General features: G+C 64.9%; 17 protein-coding genes. 11 read left to right on the plus strand and 6 right to left on the minus strand.

Features of this window, described 5'->3' with window-relative positions; translation table 11 throughout:
- Positions 1 to 30 precede the first annotated feature (30 nt).
- The 7 genes from VGN66_RS05915 (at position 31) to VGN66_RS05945 (ending at position 10,723) form a co-directional block, all read left to right on the plus strand.
- A complete protein-coding gene (locus VGN66_RS05915; protein ID WP_327517933.1) occupies positions 31 to 3,015 on the plus strand; it encodes a TonB-dependent receptor in 2,985 nt (994 codons plus the stop codon).
- A 118-nt stretch (positions 3,016 to 3,133) separates the two neighbouring features.
- Complete coding sequence (locus tag VGN66_RS05920; protein ID WP_327517934.1) at positions 3,134 to 4,663, plus strand: tryptophan halogenase family protein; 1,530 nt, start codon at positions 3,134 to 3,136, stop codon at positions 4,661 to 4,663.
- Positions 4,660 to 5,376, plus strand: coding sequence for a SapC family protein (locus tag VGN66_RS05925; protein WP_327517935.1), 717 nt, complete (start codon positions 4,660 to 4,662; stop codon positions 5,374 to 5,376). The genes VGN66_RS05920 and VGN66_RS05925 overlap by 4 nt, the downstream gene beginning before the upstream one ends.
- Entirely contained in the window at positions 5,369 to 6,400 is a 1,032-nt protein-coding gene (locus tag VGN66_RS05930; RefSeq protein ID WP_327517936.1) for a cupin-like domain-containing protein, read from the plus strand. The genes VGN66_RS05925 and VGN66_RS05930 overlap by 8 nt, the downstream gene beginning before the upstream one ends.
- Before the next feature lie 10 nt (positions 6,401 to 6,410).
- Positions 6,411 to 7,895 carry a tryptophan halogenase family protein gene (locus VGN66_RS05935; protein WP_327517937.1) on the plus strand — a complete coding sequence of 495 codons (1,485 nt, stop codon included), beginning with the start codon at positions 6,411 to 6,413 and terminating at the stop codon, positions 7,893 to 7,895.
- Entirely contained in the window at positions 7,895 to 8,941 is a 1,047-nt protein-coding gene (locus VGN66_RS05940) for a LacI family DNA-binding transcriptional regulator (protein WP_327517938.1), read from the plus strand. The genes VGN66_RS05935 and VGN66_RS05940 overlap by 1 nt, the downstream gene beginning before the upstream one ends.
- Positions 8,942 to 9,124: 183 nt before the next feature.
- Complete coding sequence (locus VGN66_RS05945) at positions 9,125 to 10,723, plus strand: DNA methyltransferase (RefSeq protein ID WP_327517939.1); 1,599 nt, start codon at positions 9,125 to 9,127, stop codon at positions 10,721 to 10,723.
- Positions 10,724 to 10,776: 53 nt separating this feature from the next.
- On the opposite strand, the gene VGN66_RS05950 is transcribed toward VGN66_RS05945, so the two are convergent.
- Complete coding sequence (locus VGN66_RS05950) at positions 10,777 to 11,157, minus strand: hypothetical protein (RefSeq protein ID WP_327517940.1); 381 nt, start codon at positions 11,155 to 11,157, stop codon at positions 10,777 to 10,779.
- 368 nt (positions 11,158 to 11,525) lie between these two features.
- Between VGN66_RS05950 and VGN66_RS05955 the strand changes: the two genes are divergently transcribed.
- Positions 11,526 to 12,269 (plus strand): NUDIX hydrolase, encoded by a 744-nt coding sequence (locus VGN66_RS05955; RefSeq protein WP_327517941.1) that lies wholly within the window; start codon positions 11,526 to 11,528, stop codon positions 12,267 to 12,269.
- Positions 12,266 to 12,997, plus strand: a complete 732-nt coding sequence (locus tag VGN66_RS05960; protein ID WP_327517942.1) for an extensin family protein — start codon at positions 12,266 to 12,268, stop codon at positions 12,995 to 12,997. Before VGN66_RS05955 ends, VGN66_RS05960 begins: the two co-directional genes overlap by 4 nt.
- A gap of 41 nt (positions 12,998 to 13,038) precedes the next feature.
- Here the strand turns inward: VGN66_RS05960 and VGN66_RS05965 are convergent, their stop codons facing one another.
- A complete protein-coding gene (locus VGN66_RS05965; protein ID WP_224921350.1) occupies positions 13,039 to 13,590 on the minus strand; it encodes a hypothetical protein in 552 nt (183 codons plus the stop codon).
- 493 nt (positions 13,591 to 14,083) lie between these two features.
- Between VGN66_RS05965 and VGN66_RS05970 the strand changes: the two genes are divergently transcribed.
- Positions 14,084 to 14,596: a CHAP domain-containing protein gene (locus tag VGN66_RS05970; protein ID WP_327517943.1), complete on the plus strand. Its 513-nt coding sequence runs from the start codon at positions 14,084 to 14,086 to the stop codon at positions 14,594 to 14,596.
- 3 nt (positions 14,597 to 14,599) lie between these two features.
- On the opposite strand, the gene msrB is transcribed toward VGN66_RS05970, so the two are convergent.
- A complete protein-coding gene (gene msrB, locus VGN66_RS05975) occupies positions 14,600 to 15,079 on the minus strand; it encodes a peptide-methionine (R)-S-oxide reductase MsrB (RefSeq protein WP_414713180.1) in 480 nt (159 codons plus the stop codon).
- 129 nt (positions 15,080 to 15,208) lie between these two features.
- Between msrB and VGN66_RS05980 the strand changes: the two genes are divergently transcribed.
- Positions 15,209 to 15,454, plus strand: a complete 246-nt coding sequence (locus tag VGN66_RS05980; protein ID WP_327517945.1) for a hypothetical protein — start codon at positions 15,209 to 15,211, stop codon at positions 15,452 to 15,454.
- Here the strand turns inward: VGN66_RS05980 and VGN66_RS05985 are convergent.
- From VGN66_RS05985 to VGN66_RS05995, 3 genes are all read right to left on the minus strand, one after another.
- Complete coding sequence (locus VGN66_RS05985) at positions 15,441 to 16,670, minus strand: cytochrome P450 (RefSeq protein ID WP_327517946.1); 1,230 nt, start codon at positions 16,668 to 16,670, stop codon at positions 15,441 to 15,443. The genes VGN66_RS05980 and VGN66_RS05985 overlap by 14 nt on opposite strands.
- 422 nt (positions 16,671 to 17,092) lie before the next feature.
- A complete protein-coding gene (locus VGN66_RS05990) occupies positions 17,093 to 18,322 on the minus strand; it encodes an ABC transporter permease (protein ID WP_327517947.1) in 1,230 nt (409 codons plus the stop codon).
- A complete protein-coding gene (locus VGN66_RS05995) occupies positions 18,319 to 19,245 on the minus strand; it encodes an ABC transporter ATP-binding protein (RefSeq protein ID WP_224921356.1) in 927 nt (308 codons plus the stop codon). Before VGN66_RS05995 ends, VGN66_RS05990 begins: the two co-directional genes overlap by 4 nt.
- Positions 19,246 to 19,258 lie beyond the last annotated feature (13 nt).

The raw sequence follows: 19,258 nt of genomic DNA on the forward strand, positions 1-19,258 counted from the left end.
GGCGTGCCGCTCGATGGGGAGGATTGGGGAATGCGTGACCTTAAGGCGCGCGCGCTTTCGCGACTGGTGATCGGCGTTTCGACGCTGGCAATCGTGACTGCGCCGGCATTTGCACAAGAAACTGACGCGGCTGCACCGGCCGATGAGGGCGAGGAAATCGTCGTCACCGGCATCCGCGCCAGCCTTCAGGCGGCGGTGGACATCAAGCGTGACGCGCAGGGCGTGGTTGACGCGATTTCCGCTGAGGATATCGGCAAGTTCCCCGACACCAACCTCGCCGAATCGCTTCAGCGCATCACCGGCGTGTCGATCGACCGTTCGAACGGCGAAGGCTCGACCGTCACCGTTCGCGGCTTTGGTCCCGAATATAACCTGGTCACCCTCAATGGCCGTCAGATGCCGACCTCGTCGCTCGGCGATGGTGCCAGCGCACCGGCCACGCGGTCGTTCGACTTTGCCAACCTCGCTTCTGAAGGCATTTCGGGGGTTGAGGTCTACAAGACCGGCCGCGCCGCCGTCGCCTCCGGTGGTATCGGCTCGACGATCAACATCAAGACGCCACGCCCGCTGGATCGTCCCGGCATGCGCGGGTCGGTCTCGGCCAAGGGTGTGCTCGACACCTCGACCAACGGCGGGGACAAGATCACGCCCGAAGTATCGGGCATCTTCAGCACGACGTTCGGCGATGCGGATCAGTTCGGCATCCTGATCTCGGGCATCTATCAGAAGCGCAACGCCAGCGTGAACACCGGTTCGGTCGGGTTTGGCAACGCGTTCCTGGGTAACGAGAATGACTGGGGTACGCTCGGGCCGGAGGGGCCGAACGTCATCAACCGCCCCGGTGCGACCGAGGTCTATGAAATCCCGCAGAGCGCGGCGTACAACCTCACCGACATTGAGCGTGAGCGCATCAACGGGCAGGTCGTGCTGCAATATCGCCCGATCGATTCGCTGACCGCGACGCTCGACTTCACCTATTCGCGCAACCGCGTGGAAGCGCGCGACAGCAGTGTCGGCATCTGGTTCAACTTCGGCGACACCAGCACCGAATGGACGGACGGTCCGGCGGCTGGCCCGGTCTTCTACACCGAGCGGTTCGGCCCGGGTAAGGATCTGTCGTACAGCGGATCGCTGACCGCGAACGAGACGGTCAACAAGTCGTTCGGCGGTAACCTCAAGTGGGAAGCGCCGGGCGGGGTGACAATCACGCTCGACGGCCATCACTCGACGGCGGAATCAAAGCCGACCAATCGCTTCGGCACCAGCACCTCGGTCGGTTCGGCAATCTTTGGCGTCGCGTCGCAGACCGTTGATTTCACTCAGCAACTGCCGGTCCTGTCCTACACGATGCAGCCGGGGATCAACCCGCTCAACGCAGCGCTAGTCAACGCGACCGGCAACTCGTTCCGCAACGCTTATTTCAAGGACGAGATCAATCAGGCGCAGCTGACCGGTCGTTATGACCATGATGGCGGCTTCCTCGACTCGATCGACTTTGGCTTCTCGTTCGTCGAGAACAAGGTGCGTTCGGCCTATGGCTTCGTGCAGAATGACACCTGGGGTGGTCTTGGCACCCCGGCGGATCTGCCCGACGACTTGTACGAATTGGTGACGCTGCCGGACAAGTTCCCGGGTCTCTCGGGCTCGGATGGGATGATTCCGTCCTATCTGCGGTTCGATTTCGAACGGATGGTCGATCTGCTTGACGACCGGTTCGGCATCTGTGGCGGTGATGGCAATTGCCTCGCCAACTACGACACCGACCGGCGCATTCACGAAAAGACGATTTCGCCGTTCGTTCAGGTCAATACCAAATTCACCGTGGGCGACCGTGATGCGCATATCATCGCGGGCGTGCGCTATGATCAGACGACGGTGGCATCGTCCTCGCTGACGCCGGTTGCGATTGGCACGTCGTGGGGCGCGGTCGGCGAGTTCAACGTCGTTTACCAGCTCGACACTCAGGGCAATCCGGTCCTTGATTTCCAGACCACCAAGGGCAGCTATGACAACTGGCTGCCGGCGATCGATTTCGACATCGAGCCGATCGACAACGTCAAACTGCGCGCATCGTACAGCCACACGATCACGCGTGCGGATTATGCCAGCCTTCAGGGTGGTCTGACGCTCAATCGCCAGTTCGGTATTACCGGCGGTGGCGGGCTTCAGGGCAACCCGAACCTGGTTCCGTTCCTGTCGAAGAACATCGATTTTTCGGCGGAATGGTATTACGCACCTGCCAGCTACGTCTCGGCCGGCTATTTCCGTAAAAAGGTGAGCAATTTCATCAACTCGCAGGAGGTGGAGCGTTCCGCGTTCGATCTGCGCAATCCTGCAGATGGACCGCGCTTCCGTGCTGCACAGGCGGCGCTTGGTGGCACCATCGATGTTGGCGCAATCCGCAATTACATCCTGCGCAACTTCACCAGCGGGGTCGAGGTCGCACGAGACGGATCGGGTAATCCGATCCTTGATGTGAACGGCTACTACACCGGTCGCATTCTTGGCCTGCCGGAAGATGGCCTGGTCGACTTCAATGTCGGCACGCCGTTCAACTCGGACCAGACGGCAACGCTGTATGGCTTTGAGTTCGCCATCCAGCACGCCTTCTGGGACACCGGCTTCGGTACGCAGCTCAACTACACGATCGTGCGCGGCGATGCCGAGTTCGACAATGCCGCCAACCCCAATATCGGCCAGTTCGCGCTGGCGGGGTTGAGCGACAGCGCCAACGCGGTCCTCTACTATGACAAGGGCGGGCTGCAGGCGCGCGTCGCGTATAACTGGCGCGACAAATTCTACGCTGGGGGCAACCCCAACCCGACCTATGTCGAAGCCTATGGCCAGTTCGATGCCAGCATCAGCTATGAGTTCATTCCCGGACTCACCGCCTATGTCGAAGGCATCAACCTGACCGGCGAAGGGCGCCGCGGTCACCGCCGTAACGAAAATATGGTGACCTTCGCTCAGCCTGGCTTCGCCCGCTACATGGGCGGTGTCCGCTTCAACTTCTGACCTCCCCCCCAAGGCCACCCTCGTTCATTCGAGGGTGGCCCTTTTTTCTTGGGGGATGCACAAGTTGCAGGATGGTCGCGCGGTGCGCGGTCGTGATTGGAGCTGACAGGATAAAGTGGTGGAACAGGCAGGGGTCCGGATCGTCATCGTCGGTGGGGGAACCGCCGGATGGTTGTCGGCGTGCCTGATTGCGGCGCGTGCGCGCGGTGTGTGCGTCACCCTGATCGAATCCCCCGACATTCCGACGATCGGCGTCGGCGAGGGGACATGGCCGACGATGCGGCACACGCTGCAGCGAATCGGGATTGACGAGGCGGAGTTCCTCACCGCCTGCGACGCATCGTTCAAACAGGGATCGCGTTTCATCGGCTGGGCCAGTGGCGCGGCTGACGACGCCTATTATCACCCGTTCAGCCCGCCGGTCGACGGCGACGCGCACGCGCTGATCGCGGGGTGGCGCGAGGCGGCGGGTGACCAGCCCTTTGCGGCTGCGGTCTCGCCCCAGCCGGGGGTGTGCGATCTGCACCTCGCCCCGCGCCAGCGCGCGATGCCGGGCTATGGCGGTGCGCTCAACTACGCCTATCATCTCGACGCCGCGAAGCTCGCCGCGCTGCTCGCGCGCCACGGGGTCGAACGGCTCGGCGTGCGGCATGTGCGCGGGCATGTCACCGGGATCGATGCGACCGAAGATGGCGACATCGCCGCAGTCCGCATCCGCGATGGCGAGGCGATTGCGGGTGACCTGTTCATCGATTGCACCGGCCATGCCTCGATGCTCCTCGGCGGGCATTTCGGCGTGCCGTTCATCGATCGCAGCGACGTGCTGTTCAACGACCGCGCGCTGGCAGTACAAGTACCGGTCGATCCCGCCAGCCCGATCGCGTCACAGACCGATGCGACCGCGCACGCCGCCGGATGGATCTGGGACATCGGCCTGCCCACGCGGCGCGGGGTGGGGTGCGTCTATGCCTCTGCCTTCATGGACGACGACGAGGCCGCAAAGACGCTGGCCGCCTATCTCGGGCGCGATCCGGCTGAATTGGGCGCGCGCAAGCTGAGCTTCCGTTCGGGCCATCGCGAACGCTTCTGGGAGCGTAATTGTGTCGCGGTCGGCCTGTCCGCCGGCTTCCTCGAACCGCTCGAAGCGTCGGCGATCGTGCTGATCGAATTGTCGCTCAATGCGCTGATCGACAATTTCCCGACGACGCGCGGTGCGATGGACATTCATGCGCGTCGCTTCAATGCGCTGTTCCGCTATCGCTGGGACCGGATCGTCGAGTTCCTCAAGCTCCATTATGTGCCGAGCACGCGCACCGACCCCTATTGGCGCGCGCATCGCGATCCCGCGAGCATCCCTGACCGGCTGGCGGAGCTGCTGGAGCTGTGGCGGCATCAGCCACCCTCGATCGCGGACTTTCCGATGGTCGACGAGATTTTTCCGGCCGTCAGCTATCAGTTCGTGCTGTACGGCATGGGCTTTCCGGTCCCGCCGCCCGCCGTCATCGCGAGCGACCCCGAAGCCGTGACGCGCGGCATCGCCCAAGCCGCGCAGCGCGGCCGCACGCTCGCCGCCAGCCTTCCCACCAACCGCGCCTATCTTGACGCGTTGCGCGCCGCCGCGCCACGCACGGCGCTGGAGACCTCATGACCAACCATGTTCTGTTGACCGCCGAAGACCATCGCGACCTGCGTGTCCGCCGCGAGCGCGATGCCACGCTGGGCGATGCGGTGATGTTCTGTGTGACCACGCCCGACGAGTTCCGTCAGGTGCAGGCGCACTACCCGATCCTGTTTCGTCGCAATACCGAACGCGACGAGTTTCTGGCGGTCGCGCTGCTCGGGTTCGAGGATGGCGAGAACCTGTTCCTTGAAGGCGACCGGTGGGATGCGGCCTATATCCCGCTGGCGATCGACATTCAGCCATTCCTGATCGGTGGATCGGGGTCAGCGGATGCCCCCAAACAGGTGCATGTCGATCTGGCCAGCCCGCGGATCGCCGACGCGGAGGGCGTGCGCGTGTTCGACGATACCGGCCGCCCGACCCCTTATCTCGAGACCATCGCCGAACAGCTCGGCGTGCTGGACGCGGGCTGGCAGGGGTCGTCCGACTTTTTCGCCGCGCTGCGCCGCCACGACCTGATCGAAGCGCTGACACTTGAGGTCACGCTCGACAACGGATCGGTCAACCGGCTGGTCGGATTTCACACGGTGAACGAGGATCGGCTGCGCGGCCTTGATGGCGACGCGCTCGCCGATCTGCATCGCGATGGACATCTGATGCCGCTGTTCATGGCGGTCGCGTCGATCGGCAACTTCACCGCGCTGGTCGCGCGCAAGAACCGGCGGGTCGCGGATGGCTGAGGCCGATCCCGGCATCCTGACCGGCCTGGCGCAGGTGCCGGAGGTCGCGGTGGCCGATGCCGCCGCGCTCGACGCGCACTTGCGCGCTGCGACCGCGCCGTTCGTGGTGCGCGGGCTGGTGCGGGACTGGCCGTTGGTCCGCGCGGGGCTGGAGTCGGGCCGGGCTGCGCGCGACTATCTGTTGCACCATCGTCGCGACGTGCCGTTCACCGTTGCGGTGGGCGCGTCGGGTAACGACCCGCGCCTGTTCTACGATGCCGGCATGGGCATGAATTTCCGCCAGCTGCGCGGCAAGCTGCCCGAGATTTTCGCGCAGATCGACGCGATCGAACCCTATCCCGCCGCGCCGCCGATCTATCTCGCCTCGATCGACATCCATGATTTCTTTCCCGGGCTGCATCAGGCCAACCATGTCGATCTGGGCGATCGCCAGTGCCTGGCGAGCATCTGGATCGGCACGCGCACGCGGATCGCGGCGCATAACGACACGCCCGCCAACCTCGCCTGTGTTGCGGTGGGCCGCCGCCGCTTCACGCTGTTTCCGCCCGACCAGTTCCGCAACCTCTATCTCGGCCCGATCGACAATACCCCGGCCGGGCGCACGATCAGCATGGTCGATTTCCACGCGCCCGACTTGGCCCAGTATCCGCGCTTCCACGAGGCGCTGGCGCATGCGCAAACCGTGGAGCTGGAACCCGGCGACACGCTGCACATCCCGTCGATGTGGTATCACCATGTCGAGGGGCTGGAGCCGTTCAACGTGCTCGTAAACTATTGGTGGCGCGAGACTCCGGCATGGCTCGGCCAGCCGCAGGACGCGCTCAACCACGCGATCCTGTCGATCCGCGACCTGCCGCCGGAAGCCAAGGTGCATTGGCGCGAGTTGTTCGACCATTATGTGTTCGAGGCCGATGACGGCGTGACCGCGCATATTCCGCAGGGCGGGCGCGGCGTGCTCGACCCGCTGACGCCCGAGACCGCGTCGCGGCTGCGTTCCTATTTGCTGCGGCAGCTTGGCCGATGAAGGAAGTCGCATGAAGAAGATTGTTGTCGCCGGTGGTGGCACCGCCGGCTGGATGGCCGCCGCTGCGATTGCCCGCACCATGGGGCGCACGGCCAGCGTCACGCTGATCGAATCCGAAGCGATCGGCACCGTCGGCGTGGGCGAATCCACGATCCCCCCGCTGGTCACCTATAACCGCCTGCTCGGCATCAACGAAGCCGAGTTCATGCGCGCCACCCAGGCGACGTTCAAGCTGGGCATCCTGTTCGACAATTGGAAACAGCCGGGCGACCGCTATTTCCACAGCTTCGGCTATACCGGGAAGGACCATTGGGCGGCCGGCTTCCAGCATTATTGGCTGGAGGGGCGCAGCCGCGGGCACACCCAGTCCTATGACGATTACTGCCTTGAGCTGGTCGCCGCGTTGCAGAGCAAGTTCGCGCAGCTGCCCGACAACAAGGTCAACTACGCCTATCAGCTCGATTCCGGCCTCTATGCCCGGTTCCTGCGCCAGATGGCGGAAACCGATGGGGTCACGCGGATCGAGGGCAAGATCGCGCGCGTCGAGCTGAACGGCGAAAGCGGCGACATCGCCGCGCTGGAACTGGACGGTGGCCGCCGGATCGAGGGTGACCTGTTCCTCGACTGCACCGGCTTTCGCGCGCTGCTGATCGAAGGCGCGCTGCACGCGGGCTATGACGACTGGACCCATTGGCTGCCATGCGACAGCGCGATCGCGTTGCAGACGCCCAATGTCCGCCCGCCGGTGCCCTATACCCGCGCGATGGCGCATGACGCCGGCTGGCAATGGCGCATCCCGCTGCAGCACCGCACCGGCAACGGAATCGTCTATTGCAGCCGCTATCTCGACCATGACGCTGCGCTCGAACGGCTGCTCGGCAATATCGAGGGCGAGCCGCTGACCGCGCCCAACAAGATCCGCTTCCAGACCGGCGCGCGGCGCAAGCAATGGCATCGCAACTGCATCGCGATCGGCCTGTCGGGCGGGTTCATGGAGCCGCTCGAATCCACCTCGATCCACCTGATTCAGCGCGCGATCCTGCGCCTCGTCCGGATGATGCCGCAGGGGGAGATCAGCCCGCGCGACATCGCCGAATTCAACGACCAGCAGTTCCAGGACATGGAGCAGATCCGCGACTTCCTGATCCTCCACTACAAGGCCACCGACCGCCGCGATTCGCCCTTCTGGCGGCAATGCGCCGCGATGGACGTGCCCGACAGCCTGGCGCAGAAGATCGAACTGTTCCGCGAAACCGCCCGCGTGTTCCGCCGGAACGAGGAGCTGTTCGCCGAGAATAGCTGGGTGCAGGTGATGCTGGGGCAGGGGATCGAGCCGCGCGCATGGCACCCGATCGCGGGCAAGCTCAACGACGATGAGCTCGACCGCCTGCTCGGCATGATCCGGCAGGATGTGACGCGCACCGTCGCTGGCCTTCCCGACCATGCCGCCTATGTCGCCCGCTATTGCGGCGCCGCTGAGCCCGCAGCTGCCTGATGGCGCGAAGGAAACAGGCGGTCACGATCAAGCATGTCGCAGCGGACGCCGGGGTCTCGCTGCAGACGGTGAGCCGCGTCATCAACAAGGAGCCGAACGTCCGGCCTGAGATGATGGCGCGTGTGCAGGAATCGATCGCGCGGCTGGGCTATGTCCCGTCGATCGCTGCACAGCGGATGAGCGGATCGCGCTCCTACCTGGTCATGGCGCTCAACGATCGCGAGCGCACGATCGACGGCTGGAAGTCGCGCGAGGGCACCGACTGGGTCGATCAGATGCTGTTCGGCGGGATGCTGACCTGCGCCGAACATGGCTATCGCCTGATCGTCGAGCTGGTTGACACGCATAGCGACCATATCGAGCGGGAACTGTCCGCCGCAATCGCCGCGCTTCAGCCCGACGGCGTGCTGCTGACCCCGCCGCACTCGGCCAATCCCAAGATCATGGCGCTGCTCGATGCTGCGGGGATCGAACAGGCGCGGATCGGATCGCTGATGCCGGGGCCGGGGTTCCGGCTGACCATGGGCGACGATCTCGCCGCCGCGATGGCGACGCGGCATCTGGTCGAGCTGGGGCATCGCCGGATCGGCTTCATTTCCGGGTCGCTCGAATATGAGCTCAGCGGCTGGCGCGTCGATGGCTGGCGCGCGGCGATGGCGGAGGCGGGCCTGTCGACCGAAGGGATGCTGGCGCAGGGTGATTTCAGCATCGAATCCGGACGCGTCTGCGCGCCCGAACTGATCGACGCCGGCGCGACCGCGATCATCGCCAGCAACGATCAGATGGCGATGGCGACGCTGGAGGTGGCGCGGGCGCGTGGCCTCGCGGTGCCCGGCGATTTGTCGATCGTCAGCTTCGACGATACGCCAGTGGTCCGCTTCGCCCACCCGCCGCTGACCGCGATCGAGCAGCCGATTGCGGCGGTGACCGCGCGCGCGGTCGAGTTGATCATCGGCGCGCGCTCCTGCCGCGCGGCGCTCGACACGCCGGTGGTGGTCACGCCGTCGCTGACGGTGCGCGACTCGACCGCGCCGCCAAAATCTTAACGCACCCGATCCAAAGCGGGCGCGATTACGCTCCATTCTCGATCCATCTCCGCTCGTCCCCGCCGTCGCCGCCGACCTAAGCTGCACCCACAGCAAATGGGTCCGCAACGGATGGGATCATCGCCCCGACGCGCACATGTTCCGATAATGTTCCCCGATCGCACGACGCGGTGGGAGGACCGGATGAGTGTCGCCAACTCCCTGTTCTATGGGGATAATCTGGATGTTCTGCGGACCAGTTTCCCGGACGGGTGCGTCGACCTCGTCTATCTCGACCCGCCGTTCAACTCGCGCGCCAACTATAACATCCTGTTCCGCTCGCCCGAAGGAGGCGAGGCCGATGCGCAGGTCGAGGCATTCAAGGACAGCTGGCACTGGAACGACGCGGCGGCGGACGCCTTCGATCAGGTGATGCGGAGCGGCCACAGCAAGGCGTTCGACCTGCTCGCCGCCTTCCGCAGCGCGCTCGGCACCAACGACATGATGGCGTATCTCGCGATGATGGCGATCCGCCTGATCGAACTGCACCGCGTGTTGAAGGCTGAGGGCAGCCTCTATCTCCACTGCGACCCGACCGCGAGCCACTACCTCAAATTGCTGCTCGACGCGGTGTTCGGGGCGGAGCGGTTCCGCAACGAGATCACGTGGAAGCGCACCGCCGCGCACAGCGATGGCGGCCGTTACGGGCGCAACACCGACACGATCCTGTTCTATTCAAAGGGCGCAAAGCCGCGCTGGAACCCGCTCTTCACCCCCTATGACGCCGACTATGCCGCCCGCTTCCGCAACCGCGATCCCGACGGGCGGCTGTGGATGGACGACAATCTGACCGCCAAGGGGCTGTCGGGCGGTGGCTATCACTATGCCTATAAGGGTGTGACGTCATACTGGCGGATGCCGGTCGAGACGATGGAGCGGCTGGACCGGGAGGAGCGGCTGCACTTCACCCGCACCGGCGGCATCCGGCTCAAACGCTATCTGGACGAGGCGCGCGGGTCGCCGGTGCAGGCGCTGTGGAGCGACATCCCCGCGCTCAATTCGCAGGCGCAGGAGCGGCTATGCTACCCCACGCAAAAGCCGATCGCGTTGCTCGAACGGATCATCGCCGCCTCGTCCGACCCCGGCGATCTGGTGCTCGACCCGTTCTGCGGCTGCGGCACCGCGGTGCATGCGGCGGAAAAGCTCGGGCGACGCTGGGCGGGGATCGACATCACGCACCTCGCTATCGGTTTGATCGAAAAGCGGATGCGCGATGCCTTTCCCGGCGTGGCGCTGCGGGTCGAGGGGACGCCGCGCGACTGCGCCTCGGCCGCCGATCTCGCGCGACGCGACCCGTATCAGTTCCAATGGTGGGCGGTGGCGATGATCGACGCGGTGCCGTTCGGCGGGCGGCGCAAGGGCGCGGATGGCGGGATCGACGGCATCATCTATTTCCGTCACGAAGGCCGTGAGACCGCACGGGCGCTGGTGTCGGTGAAAAGCGGCGAGCGCGTCGGCGTGGGCGTGGTGCGTGATCTCCACTCGGCGATGGAGCGCGAGCGTGCGCCGATCGGGGTGATCATCACCCGCTGTCCCCCCTCCGCCCCGATGCTCCGCGAAGCGGCGGCGGTGGGGCGGTTTCATAGCGAGGCGACCGGGCGGAGCTATGCGCGGATGCAGATCCTGACGGTCGAGGACCTGTTTCGCGGGCGGCGGCCGGACATTCCGCTGGTGGACCATGCGGCGGCGTTCCGGACTGCGCCGCGCGAGCGGGTGGGTGGGGAGCAGGCGGTGTTGATTTAGGGGGCGTTCCGAGTGGAGAGCGGAATGGGGAACTTCAACATGGAAGTCGTGCTCTATTCAACGGGCTTCGCAGAAATCAGCTGATCGACGATTATCTCATGTCCTGACATGCCCATGTGACCATAAAAGCCAGGATAAGCTGTCTTTCGTCCGATAAACTCGACCAGCACTTTTCGCGCTTTTGTCCGAAGCCCAGCGCTTGCCTCAACTCGGCTCATATCCAGCCAAATAGCTTGGGCGCGAGCAACATCGAACTGTTTTCGCCATTGCGTTTTATCAAGATTATCGGCTGGCCATTCGGGCGGCTTTGTGCCTTCGGGAATAAAAGCTTGGCCTTCAAAATCGTTGATCCAAACGCCTCGAAACCGACGGGCTTCTTCCATTTTGAAGCACTGATCGGTCGGTAGTGAACCGATTGTGTCGGCATCGATCAAGTAGGAACACGGTGTGTCCCGCCAAAGTGCGTCATTATAGCGATGGCACCCCCGACCAACATCAGCCGCCGCACACGGTTTGCCAATGTGTCGCGCTCTTTCCTGATCTTCCGAACGGACGAACATTTCCGGCTTTAGCAGATCAATAGGATCTTTCTGAGCAGCACTCGAACCGAGTGTCGCAAACGTCGCCGCAAATGCTAACTGCCAAGTGCCCGCCATTTTATCCAAGCAACTCCGAATCTCATCGAATAGCCAAAGAACTTTCGGACAGCAGGCTGCACCTGAACCTCTAGGTCTGCAACAGGGTGGATGCGGACGTGTCGGCGCATTGCTCATCCGCCCCCCACGCCATACACCCGTCCCCAATGCCCGAAGACCTCACCTCCATCCCCGCCGCGACGCTGGTCGTGTTCCGCGAACGGAGCGACGGACCGCCCGAGCTGCTGATGCTCGAACGCTCGGCGGCGATGCGGTTTGCGGGTGGGGCGGTGGTGTTTCCCGGCGGGCGGGTGGATGCGGGCGATCACGCTTTTGCCGCGACCCTCAATGGCGACCCCGACGATCTCGCCGCGCGGGTGGCGGCGGTGCGGGAGACGGTGGAGGAGGCGGGGGTCGCGATCGGCGTCGACCTGCCCGACCTGCCCGCCGCGCGGCGTGCGCTCTATGATGGCACTCCGTTCGCGGAGGTGATCGCGGGCGGTGCGTTTGACGCCGCCGCGCTCGTCCCCTTCGCCCGCTGGATGCCGCATCAGGGTGTCGCGCATCGCATCTTCGACACGCGCTTCTACCTCACCCGCTGGCCTGATGGTGCGCCCGCGCCGGCGGTGGACGGCAATGAAAATAGCGAGCTCTTCTGGTCGAGCGCGCGCGACACGCTTGCCGCTGCCGACGCAGGCAAAGTGCGGATGATCTTCCCCACGCGACGCAACCTTGAGCGGCTGGCGTTGTTCAACAGCTTCAACGATGCGGTCGCCGACGCGCGGGCGCATCCGATCGAAACCATCACCCCCTGGATCGAGGCGCGCGACGGCGTGGACCATCTCTGCATTCCCGAAGGGCTGGGCTATCCGGTCACCGCGCAACCGCTGGGCGCCGCGCTGCGGGCATGAAGGCGCTGCGCACTTCGATCGCCGCGATCGTTATCGCCGCGCTGCTGCTGACGCTGGCGCTGCTCGTCTATGCGATGCTGCGCAACCGGCCACAGGATCTGCCCTGGACGAAGGTCGATCTGTCCCAGCCCGTCGGCATGTTCACCGGACGCAAGTTGACCGCGCTGACCGATGATTTCCCCGCCTGCCGCGCCGCGCTCGACAAGGCTGGCATCCGCTACACCGCGCTGCCGGCACGCACGGAGGGCCAGGGCTGCGGCTATACCGACGCGGTGCGCTTGACCAAAGGCGGAGCGCGGCGGATCGGTTTTGCGCCCGCTGACTTGGGCGTATCCTGCCCGGTCGCGGCGGGACTCTCGGTATGGGAATGGGAAGTCGTCCAGCCCGCCGCCCAGCGCATCTTCGGTCAGCGCGTCGCGGAGATCGAGCATTTCGGCAGCTACAATTGCCGCCGCATGTATAATCGCGAAGGCGCAAGCTGGAGCGAGCACGCCACCGCCGACGCCGTCGACATCGCCGCCTTCCGGCTGGCAGACGGCACGCGCATCACCCTGATCGGCGACTGGGCGGGGGAGGGGAAGAAGGCGCAATTCCTGCGCGCGGTGCGCGATGGCGGCTGCGACCTGTTCGCGACCGTGCTGTCACCGGACTACAACGAAGCCCATCGCGACCATTTTCACTTCGATCAGGCCGAGCGCGGCGCGATGGGGTGGCGGGCGTGTCGTTAGCCCCCAAATCCTCCCCCGCCAGGGGGAGGATCAATCGGAACTCAATTCGGCAGCGCCCCTGCCTCAACCTTCTCCACCCATTGCGGGTAAAAGGCCGGCTGGCGGTTGGACCAGCCCGATGCGGTCGCGGCGGCTTCGCTGATCGACTGGAGCAGCTTGCGGCGCAGGTCCGGGTGGAGATGCGGCAGCGCTGCGGCGGAACAGAATGCAGCGGGAAGCCACGGACGTACCTCGGCCCCGACCAGCCGCTCATAGAGGAAGCGATAGGCCGAGAAGCTGGTCAGCCGCCCCTGCGACAGGTCGAACGCGGTGACGGTGATCAGCGGCGCAAGGAACGGCTCCATCGCATCGAGGCCGGTATCGTCGGGGATCAGCGCGCGGATTTCGGGAAGCCGGTCATAGATGTGCGCCTGGGCACGGATGCTTGCCGCTTCGACCACGTCACGCGACCAGCGCTCCATGGCGTCGTCGCGGTCGAGGCCGATGTCGAGCGCGCGGCGGATATAGCGCTGCGTCGCTGCGGCGAACCCCGCAAATTCCTTCATCTCGGCGAGGGTCATGGCCCCTTCGGCCGGCTTGCTCCGTGCACTCATTGACTACACTCCCACCCCACTCATTTGCCCACTCGCGATCATGCCCCCCGCATGGTTAACGACGCGATAACAGTGCGTCGCCTCGCGTTAAGCATGTGATCACAGCATCTATTGCAACGCAACATGGCTGCGGCGAACCGAGTCAGTCACTTTTGAAACGATCGCGGCGTGCGGCTTTTGCGCAACAAACCATGTTGCGCCCGGAACAGTGCGACCGAACCCGTTGTGGATGATCGGTTCATTCACCATAGGGCGCGGAGCGGCTGGCTGGTCGCGCCCGACGCGGATTCACGCGGCATAGGTAGTCGTCCGTAAGCGTCTGTTGCGTCGCAACGCGCCGCGTTCCGCAAGTCATCGCCCCGACGAAACGATTCATCGGATATACAGGTGCGGGGGGTGGTCAGCCCGCGACCGCCCTGCCAATCCCCATCCTAAGAGATCGGGGAAGGGGTTTTCCACCATGTTTCAGACGCTGAAAGCGCGTTTTGCGCTCATGGCCGCGCTTTGCCTGGCGACGATCGCCACGCCGGCTCAGGCCCAGTTCTGGCAGTGTGCCCCCTTTGCCCGTGCGGTCTCCGGCATCGAAATCTATGGCAATGCGCACACCTGGTGGGCACAGGCCGAGGGGCGCTATGCCCGTGGCGACGCCCCGGTCGAAGGCGCGGTGATGTCGTTCGCTCCCACCCAGAAGATGCGCCTTGGCCATGTCGCGATGGTGTCGAAGGTGCTGAACGAGCGCCAGGTGCTGCTCACCCACGCCAACTGGTCGCGCCGCGGCGGCGTCGAGAAGGACGTGATCGCGATCGATGTGTCGGAAGCGGGCGACTGGAGCCGGGTGAAGGTGTGGTTCGCGTCGAACAACGGCCTTGGCACCTCGACCTACCCCGTCAACGGCTTCATCTATTCGGGCGACGCTCCGCGCAACAACGCCGCACCGTTCGGTGGCGAGACGATCGCGCAGATCGACCTGTCGAAGTTCGGGATCGAAACCTCGCTGCAGAAGTAAGCGTCAGGCGGCGCGGAAGTTCAGCGCCACGCCATTGATGCAATGCCGCTTGCCCGTCGGGCGCGGTCCATCGTCGAACACGTGGCCAAGATGCCCGCCACAGCGGCGACAGATCACTTCGGTCCGCGCCATGCCCAGCGAGAAATCCGATTTGGTCCGCACGGCATTGTCGAGCGGCGCCCAGAAACTCGGCCAGCCGGTCCCGCTCTCGAACTTCGTCTTGGATGAATAGAGCGGCAGCCCGCACCCGGCACAGGCGAACACGCCTGCGCGCTTCTCCTTGTTGAGCGGGCTGGTCCACGGGCGCTCGGTCCCCTCCTGCCGCAGGATGCGATATTGTGCAGGGGTCAGCCGCTTGCGCCATTCGGCATCGCTCAGGGTGACTTCGAACTTCTGGGCTGCGGCCTCGCTCTCGTCCGAACTGCATCCGACGATCATCGCCGAGCCGACGACGCCGAAGAACTGGCGACGGTGAATGCGCATCATGCTTCTCCCTTCACTACCAGTTACGTGGCGGAACGCGATTTGGTTTCAACCGATGCGACAGGCCGCCGCCGGAACCAACGCACGCTCCCGGCTTTCATGCAGCACGGGGGCAGCGGCGAGCGATATATGGCATTTCAACAGCTTGATCCACCGATCCCGGTCCAGGTGATCGACAAGGGCAAGGGCTATGCCTTTGCCGTCATCGATTACGGGCCGGAGCATAACCTGATCTGGGTCACCGCGCTCGACGAAGGCGGCGAGATCTGGTGCGCCCCCAACCCGCTGGTGCGGATGCAGGGCAACTGGACCTTGGGCCGCAAGCGACCCGCCGCCATGCCCGCCGCACCGGATGATTGCGTCAGTACCGGCTAAGCTCCACCGGCATCGCCTTATAGCCATGGACGAAGCAGGCCGCGACCCGCTCCGGCTCCGACACGACGTTGGGGCGCAGGCGACGCTTGGCCATTTCCTCCATCAGCACGCCGATCTGCAGCTCCGCCAGCCGCGCGCCGACGCAACGGTGGATGCCATGCCCGAACGACAGATGGCGGCGGGCATTGGCGCGATCGACGATGATGTCATTGGGGCGCTCGAACACGCTCTCGTCGCGGTTGGCCGACAGATACCACAGGATCAGCTTGTCGCCCGCGCGGATGTTCTGCCCCATCAGCTCGGCATCCTGCGTCGCGGTGCGCCGCATATGCGCGAGCGGGGTCTGCCAGCGGATGATCTCCTGCGTCGCGTTGGCGATCAGTTCGGGATTGGCCTCCAGCTTCGCGCGCTCGTCGGGAAACTGCTCCAGCGCCCAGGCATAGGCGCTCATCGAATTGCGCGTGGTGTCATTGCCCCCGACGATCAGGAGGATCAGGTTCCCAAGGAACTCGAACTGATCCATTTCCTTCATCGCGTCGGAATGGATCATCATCGAAATCAGGTCCGGCGTCGGCGCCTTGCCCACCTTGCTGTTCCACAGCGCGCCGAATTCCGCCGCACACTGGAACAGGATTTCGCGGCGCTCTTCCTTCTTCACCGGATCCTTGGCGATCTCGATATCCCCGGCCCAGTCGGACCAATGGGTCAGCTTGCGCCGCTCCTCCCACGGAAAGTCGAACAGCAGCGCCAGCATCTGCGTCGTCAGCTCGATCGACACGCGGTCGACCCAATCGAACGTCTCGCCGACCGGCAGAGCGTCGAGGATCTCAGCGGTGCGCTGGCGGATGTCGCCGGTCATCCGCACCATCTCGCTCGGCGTGAAGGCGGGAGCGACGGTGCGGCGCTGGCCGGTGTGCTTGGGCCGGTCCATCGCGATGAACATCGGCATGCGGATGTCTTCGGGCATCAGGTCGGCGACGACGATCCCGCCGGCTTCGGAGGAGTAGAGTTCGGGGAGCGATTCGACCTCGACGATCGGCTTGTAGGTCGAGATCGACCAATAGGGGCCGAACGCGCTAGTCTCGCACTTGTACACCGGCGCCTCGGCCCGCAGCCGCGCAAAGGGTTCGTGCCAGCGATCCTCGCTGTAGAGTTCAGGCCGGGTCACATCGAGCGGATCGACCGCAGGCGTGGTTTCGGGCGCAAGGGTGGCCATGGCGATACTCTCCCGGATTCTGTCTTTCCGGGAGAGTGAATTAACTTACAGGAATGTCAATAGCCGCGCCCGCGATGTCCGGGCGCGCGCCTAAAGGTTTGCGTCCGCCGCTGCCAGGCGTCGTTACGCATATGCGCCTGAGAGATGCACCGGGTGCGATTTTCGCGAATCTTGTTGAGACAATCCTGGTACGGCGCGGGATTGTCAGCTTGGCCCGGTGCACTGCACACCATACGAGCGGCCCGTTGGTAGCTTTTCTCACAGCTCTGCAGACTGCGCGCCAGATGCTCCTCCTGCGCCACCGCCGCGCCACCCGTCAGCGCCAGTAACAGCGCGCTTCCAATCGCCCAATTCCGCATCGTTGCCCCCTGCACGTCGGTGGATACTGGTCGCTATGTTGGAAGCCGGTCGCCGGCAATGCGCTATGCTACCACCACCTTCTTCCGCCGCAGCTTCGGACTCCCCGATTGCAGCACCCCGCGCCGGAACAGCCGAGCGGCGATCGTCACCGTGATGATCACCCACAGCGCCTGCCACGCGAGCGCCGCGAAATGCCGCCACAGCTCAGGCGAGTTCGCCGCGCGCGCCGCCATCGCGAAGGGCGAGCTGAACGGGAACAGCTCCGCCGCGGTGGCGACCCAGCTGTCCGGGCTTGCCGCCGCCGCCGAGGCAAAGCCGAACATCGCGACCTGGAAGATGGTGATCGGCAGCGACATCATCTGCAACTCGCGCTGCGTCGCCGCCTGCGCGCCCAGCCCCAGGAACACCGCGCCGAGCAGCAGATAGGCCATCACGAAATAGGCAAGGAACAACAGCACATAGGCCGTCGTGCCGACCGCCGGGCCGATGTCGGAGAAGGCGATTGCGAGCCTGCCGGGCAGGAACGCGCCGACATTGACGACCACAGTCCCCCAGAACAGCAGGAACAGGATCGCCACGCCGAACATGCCGAGCAGCTTGCCAAAGAACACGCTTTCCAGCGGGACGGCGGCGGCGAGGATTTCGATCACCTTGTTCGACCGCTCCTCCGCCATCGTGCCGACAACCTGCCCCGCGAGCATCAACGAGACGATGAACAGCGCGAAGACGGTGAAGAACGCCGCCTGACCCTGCCCGCTCGCCGAGGTGGTGGTTCGGGAGATTACCGTCTTGGTCGCTTCGCTCAGCGGCGCATCGGTGCCAGCGCGATTCGCGCGCAGGACCTGATTGGCCAGCTCCGCGAGATATTCGGCCGAGCGCGGACCATTCTGGACATGCAGGATCTGTGGCCGTTCGAACGGGCCGTAGAGGACGGCATAGGTATCGACGCCCTTGCGCTCGAACATCGCCTTGGCCTGCGCGCGCGGATTGGCACTCGGCGCTTCGACGATCAGCTTGGCCGGCTGCTCGCTGGCGCGGAACAGGCGGCGCATCTGCTTGTCCATCGCGATTGCCGAGCGCGCCTGCTCGCCACTGGCAAGGATCACGATGCGCGACTGCGAATCGCCGCTCTTCGCCATCGTCGCGGCGCCGAGGCCACCGATCGTGCCGAACGCCAGCATCATCAGCGGCGCGAGCAGGAACAGAAGGAAAGTGGGGGTGAACACCGTCGCCACGAAATCGCGGCGGGCGATCGTCATCGTCTGGCGCACCAGTCGGGTGAAACCGTTCATGCCGCTGCCGCCTCTTCCAATGCCTGTGCACCGACAATCTTGACGAACACGTCGTGCAGTGACGGCCGTTCGATCGACAGGCCCGAAATGCCGTATCCGGCGTCGATCAGCTTGACCAGCAACGCCTCGATCCCCTCATCCGGCATGGTAAAGCGCCAGCCGCCGGCGCTGTCCTCGACCGCATCGGCGGGCAGCAACGCCGCGATGCCGGCATCGGCGCGGTGCGGCACATAATGCGCCTTGTGCGGCAGGGTCGCGCGCGCGTCGGCCATGCTGCCCTCGAACCGCACCTTGCCGCCCGCGATGATCGTCAGCCGGTCGCACAGCCGTTCGGCATGCGCCATGACGTGCGTCGAGAACAGGATCGTCGCGCCGCGATCCCGCTCGGCGAGGATCAGCTTTTCCAGCCGCTCCTGATTGACCGGGTCGAGGCCCGAAAAGGGTTCGTCGAGCACCAGCAGGTCGGGCTGATGCACCACCGACCCGAGCAGCTGGACGAGCTGCGCCATGCCCTTGGACAGTTTGCGGATTTTCTGGTCGGTGGCGTGGCCGAGGCCCGCCGCCTCCATCAACTCGACCGCGCGCTTGCGCCCGGTCTTCCAGTCCAACCCGCGCAACGCGCCCATGAACGCGATGGCGTGGGTCGCCTTCATGCTGGGGTACAGGCCGCGTTCCTCGGGCAGATAGCCGACCCGGTCGCTCATCTGGCGCGGGTTCGCGCTGCCCAGCATGGTGCGCTCGCCCTCATCCGGCTCGATGATGCCAAGAAGCATACGCAGCGTCGTGGTCTTGCCCGCGCCATTGGGGCCAAGCACGCCGTAGATCATGCCCTTGGGCACCGCGATATCGACGCCATCGACCACGCGGCGGTCGCCGAAGCGTTTGACGAGGCCTTGGGCGGTGACCGCCAATTCGTGATGCAACTGGAATCCCCTC

The organism is Sphingomonas sp., from assembly GCF_035998645.1.
Classification (GTDB): Bacteria; Pseudomonadota; Alphaproteobacteria; order Sphingomonadales; family Sphingomonadaceae; genus Sphingomonas.

What these genes read in the sequence shown, in the direction of transcription:
- VGN66_RS05915 (WP_327517933.1), top strand. Translation starts at nt 31, where the DNA reads ATGCGTGACCTTAAGGCGCGCGCGCTTTCGCGACTGGTGATCGGCGTT.
- VGN66_RS05925 (WP_327517935.1), top strand. Translation starts at nt 4,660, where the DNA reads ATGACCAACCATGTTCTGTTGACCGCCGAAGACCATCGCGACCTGCGT.
- VGN66_RS05930 (WP_327517936.1), top strand. Translation starts at nt 5,369, where the DNA reads ATGGCTGAGGCCGATCCCGGCATCCTGACCGGCCTGGCGCAGGTGCCG.
- VGN66_RS05935 (WP_327517937.1), top strand. Translation starts at nt 6,411, where the DNA reads ATGAAGAAGATTGTTGTCGCCGGTGGTGGCACCGCCGGCTGGATGGCC.
- VGN66_RS05940 (WP_327517938.1), top strand. Translation starts at nt 7,895, where the DNA reads ATGGCGCGAAGGAAACAGGCGGTCACGATCAAGCATGTCGCAGCGGAC.
- VGN66_RS05945 (WP_327517939.1), top strand. Translation starts at nt 9,125, where the DNA reads ATGAGTGTCGCCAACTCCCTGTTCTATGGGGATAATCTGGATGTTCTG.
- VGN66_RS05955 (WP_327517941.1), top strand. Translation starts at nt 11,526, where the DNA reads ATGCCCGAAGACCTCACCTCCATCCCCGCCGCGACGCTGGTCGTGTTC.
- VGN66_RS05960 (WP_327517942.1), top strand. Translation starts at nt 12,266, where the DNA reads ATGAAGGCGCTGCGCACTTCGATCGCCGCGATCGTTATCGCCGCGCTG.
- VGN66_RS05965 (WP_224921350.1), bottom strand. Translation starts at nt 13,590, where the DNA reads ATGAGTGCACGGAGCAAGCCGGCCGAAGGGGCCATGACCCTCGCCGAG.
- VGN66_RS05970 (WP_327517943.1), top strand. Translation starts at nt 14,084, where the DNA reads ATGGCCGCGCTTTGCCTGGCGACGATCGCCACGCCGGCTCAGGCCCAG.
- msrB (WP_414713180.1), bottom strand. Translation starts at nt 15,079, where the DNA reads ATGCGCATTCACCGTCGCCAGTTCTTCGGCGTCGTCGGCTCGGCGATG.
- VGN66_RS05980 (WP_327517945.1), top strand. Translation starts at nt 15,209, where the DNA reads ATGGCATTTCAACAGCTTGATCCACCGATCCCGGTCCAGGTGATCGAC.
- VGN66_RS05985 (WP_327517946.1), bottom strand. Translation starts at nt 16,670, where the DNA reads ATGGCCACCCTTGCGCCCGAAACCACGCCTGCGGTCGATCCGCTCGAT.
- VGN66_RS05990 (WP_327517947.1), bottom strand. Translation starts at nt 18,322, where the DNA reads ATGAACGGTTTCACCCGACTGGTGCGCCAGACGATGACGATCGCCCGC.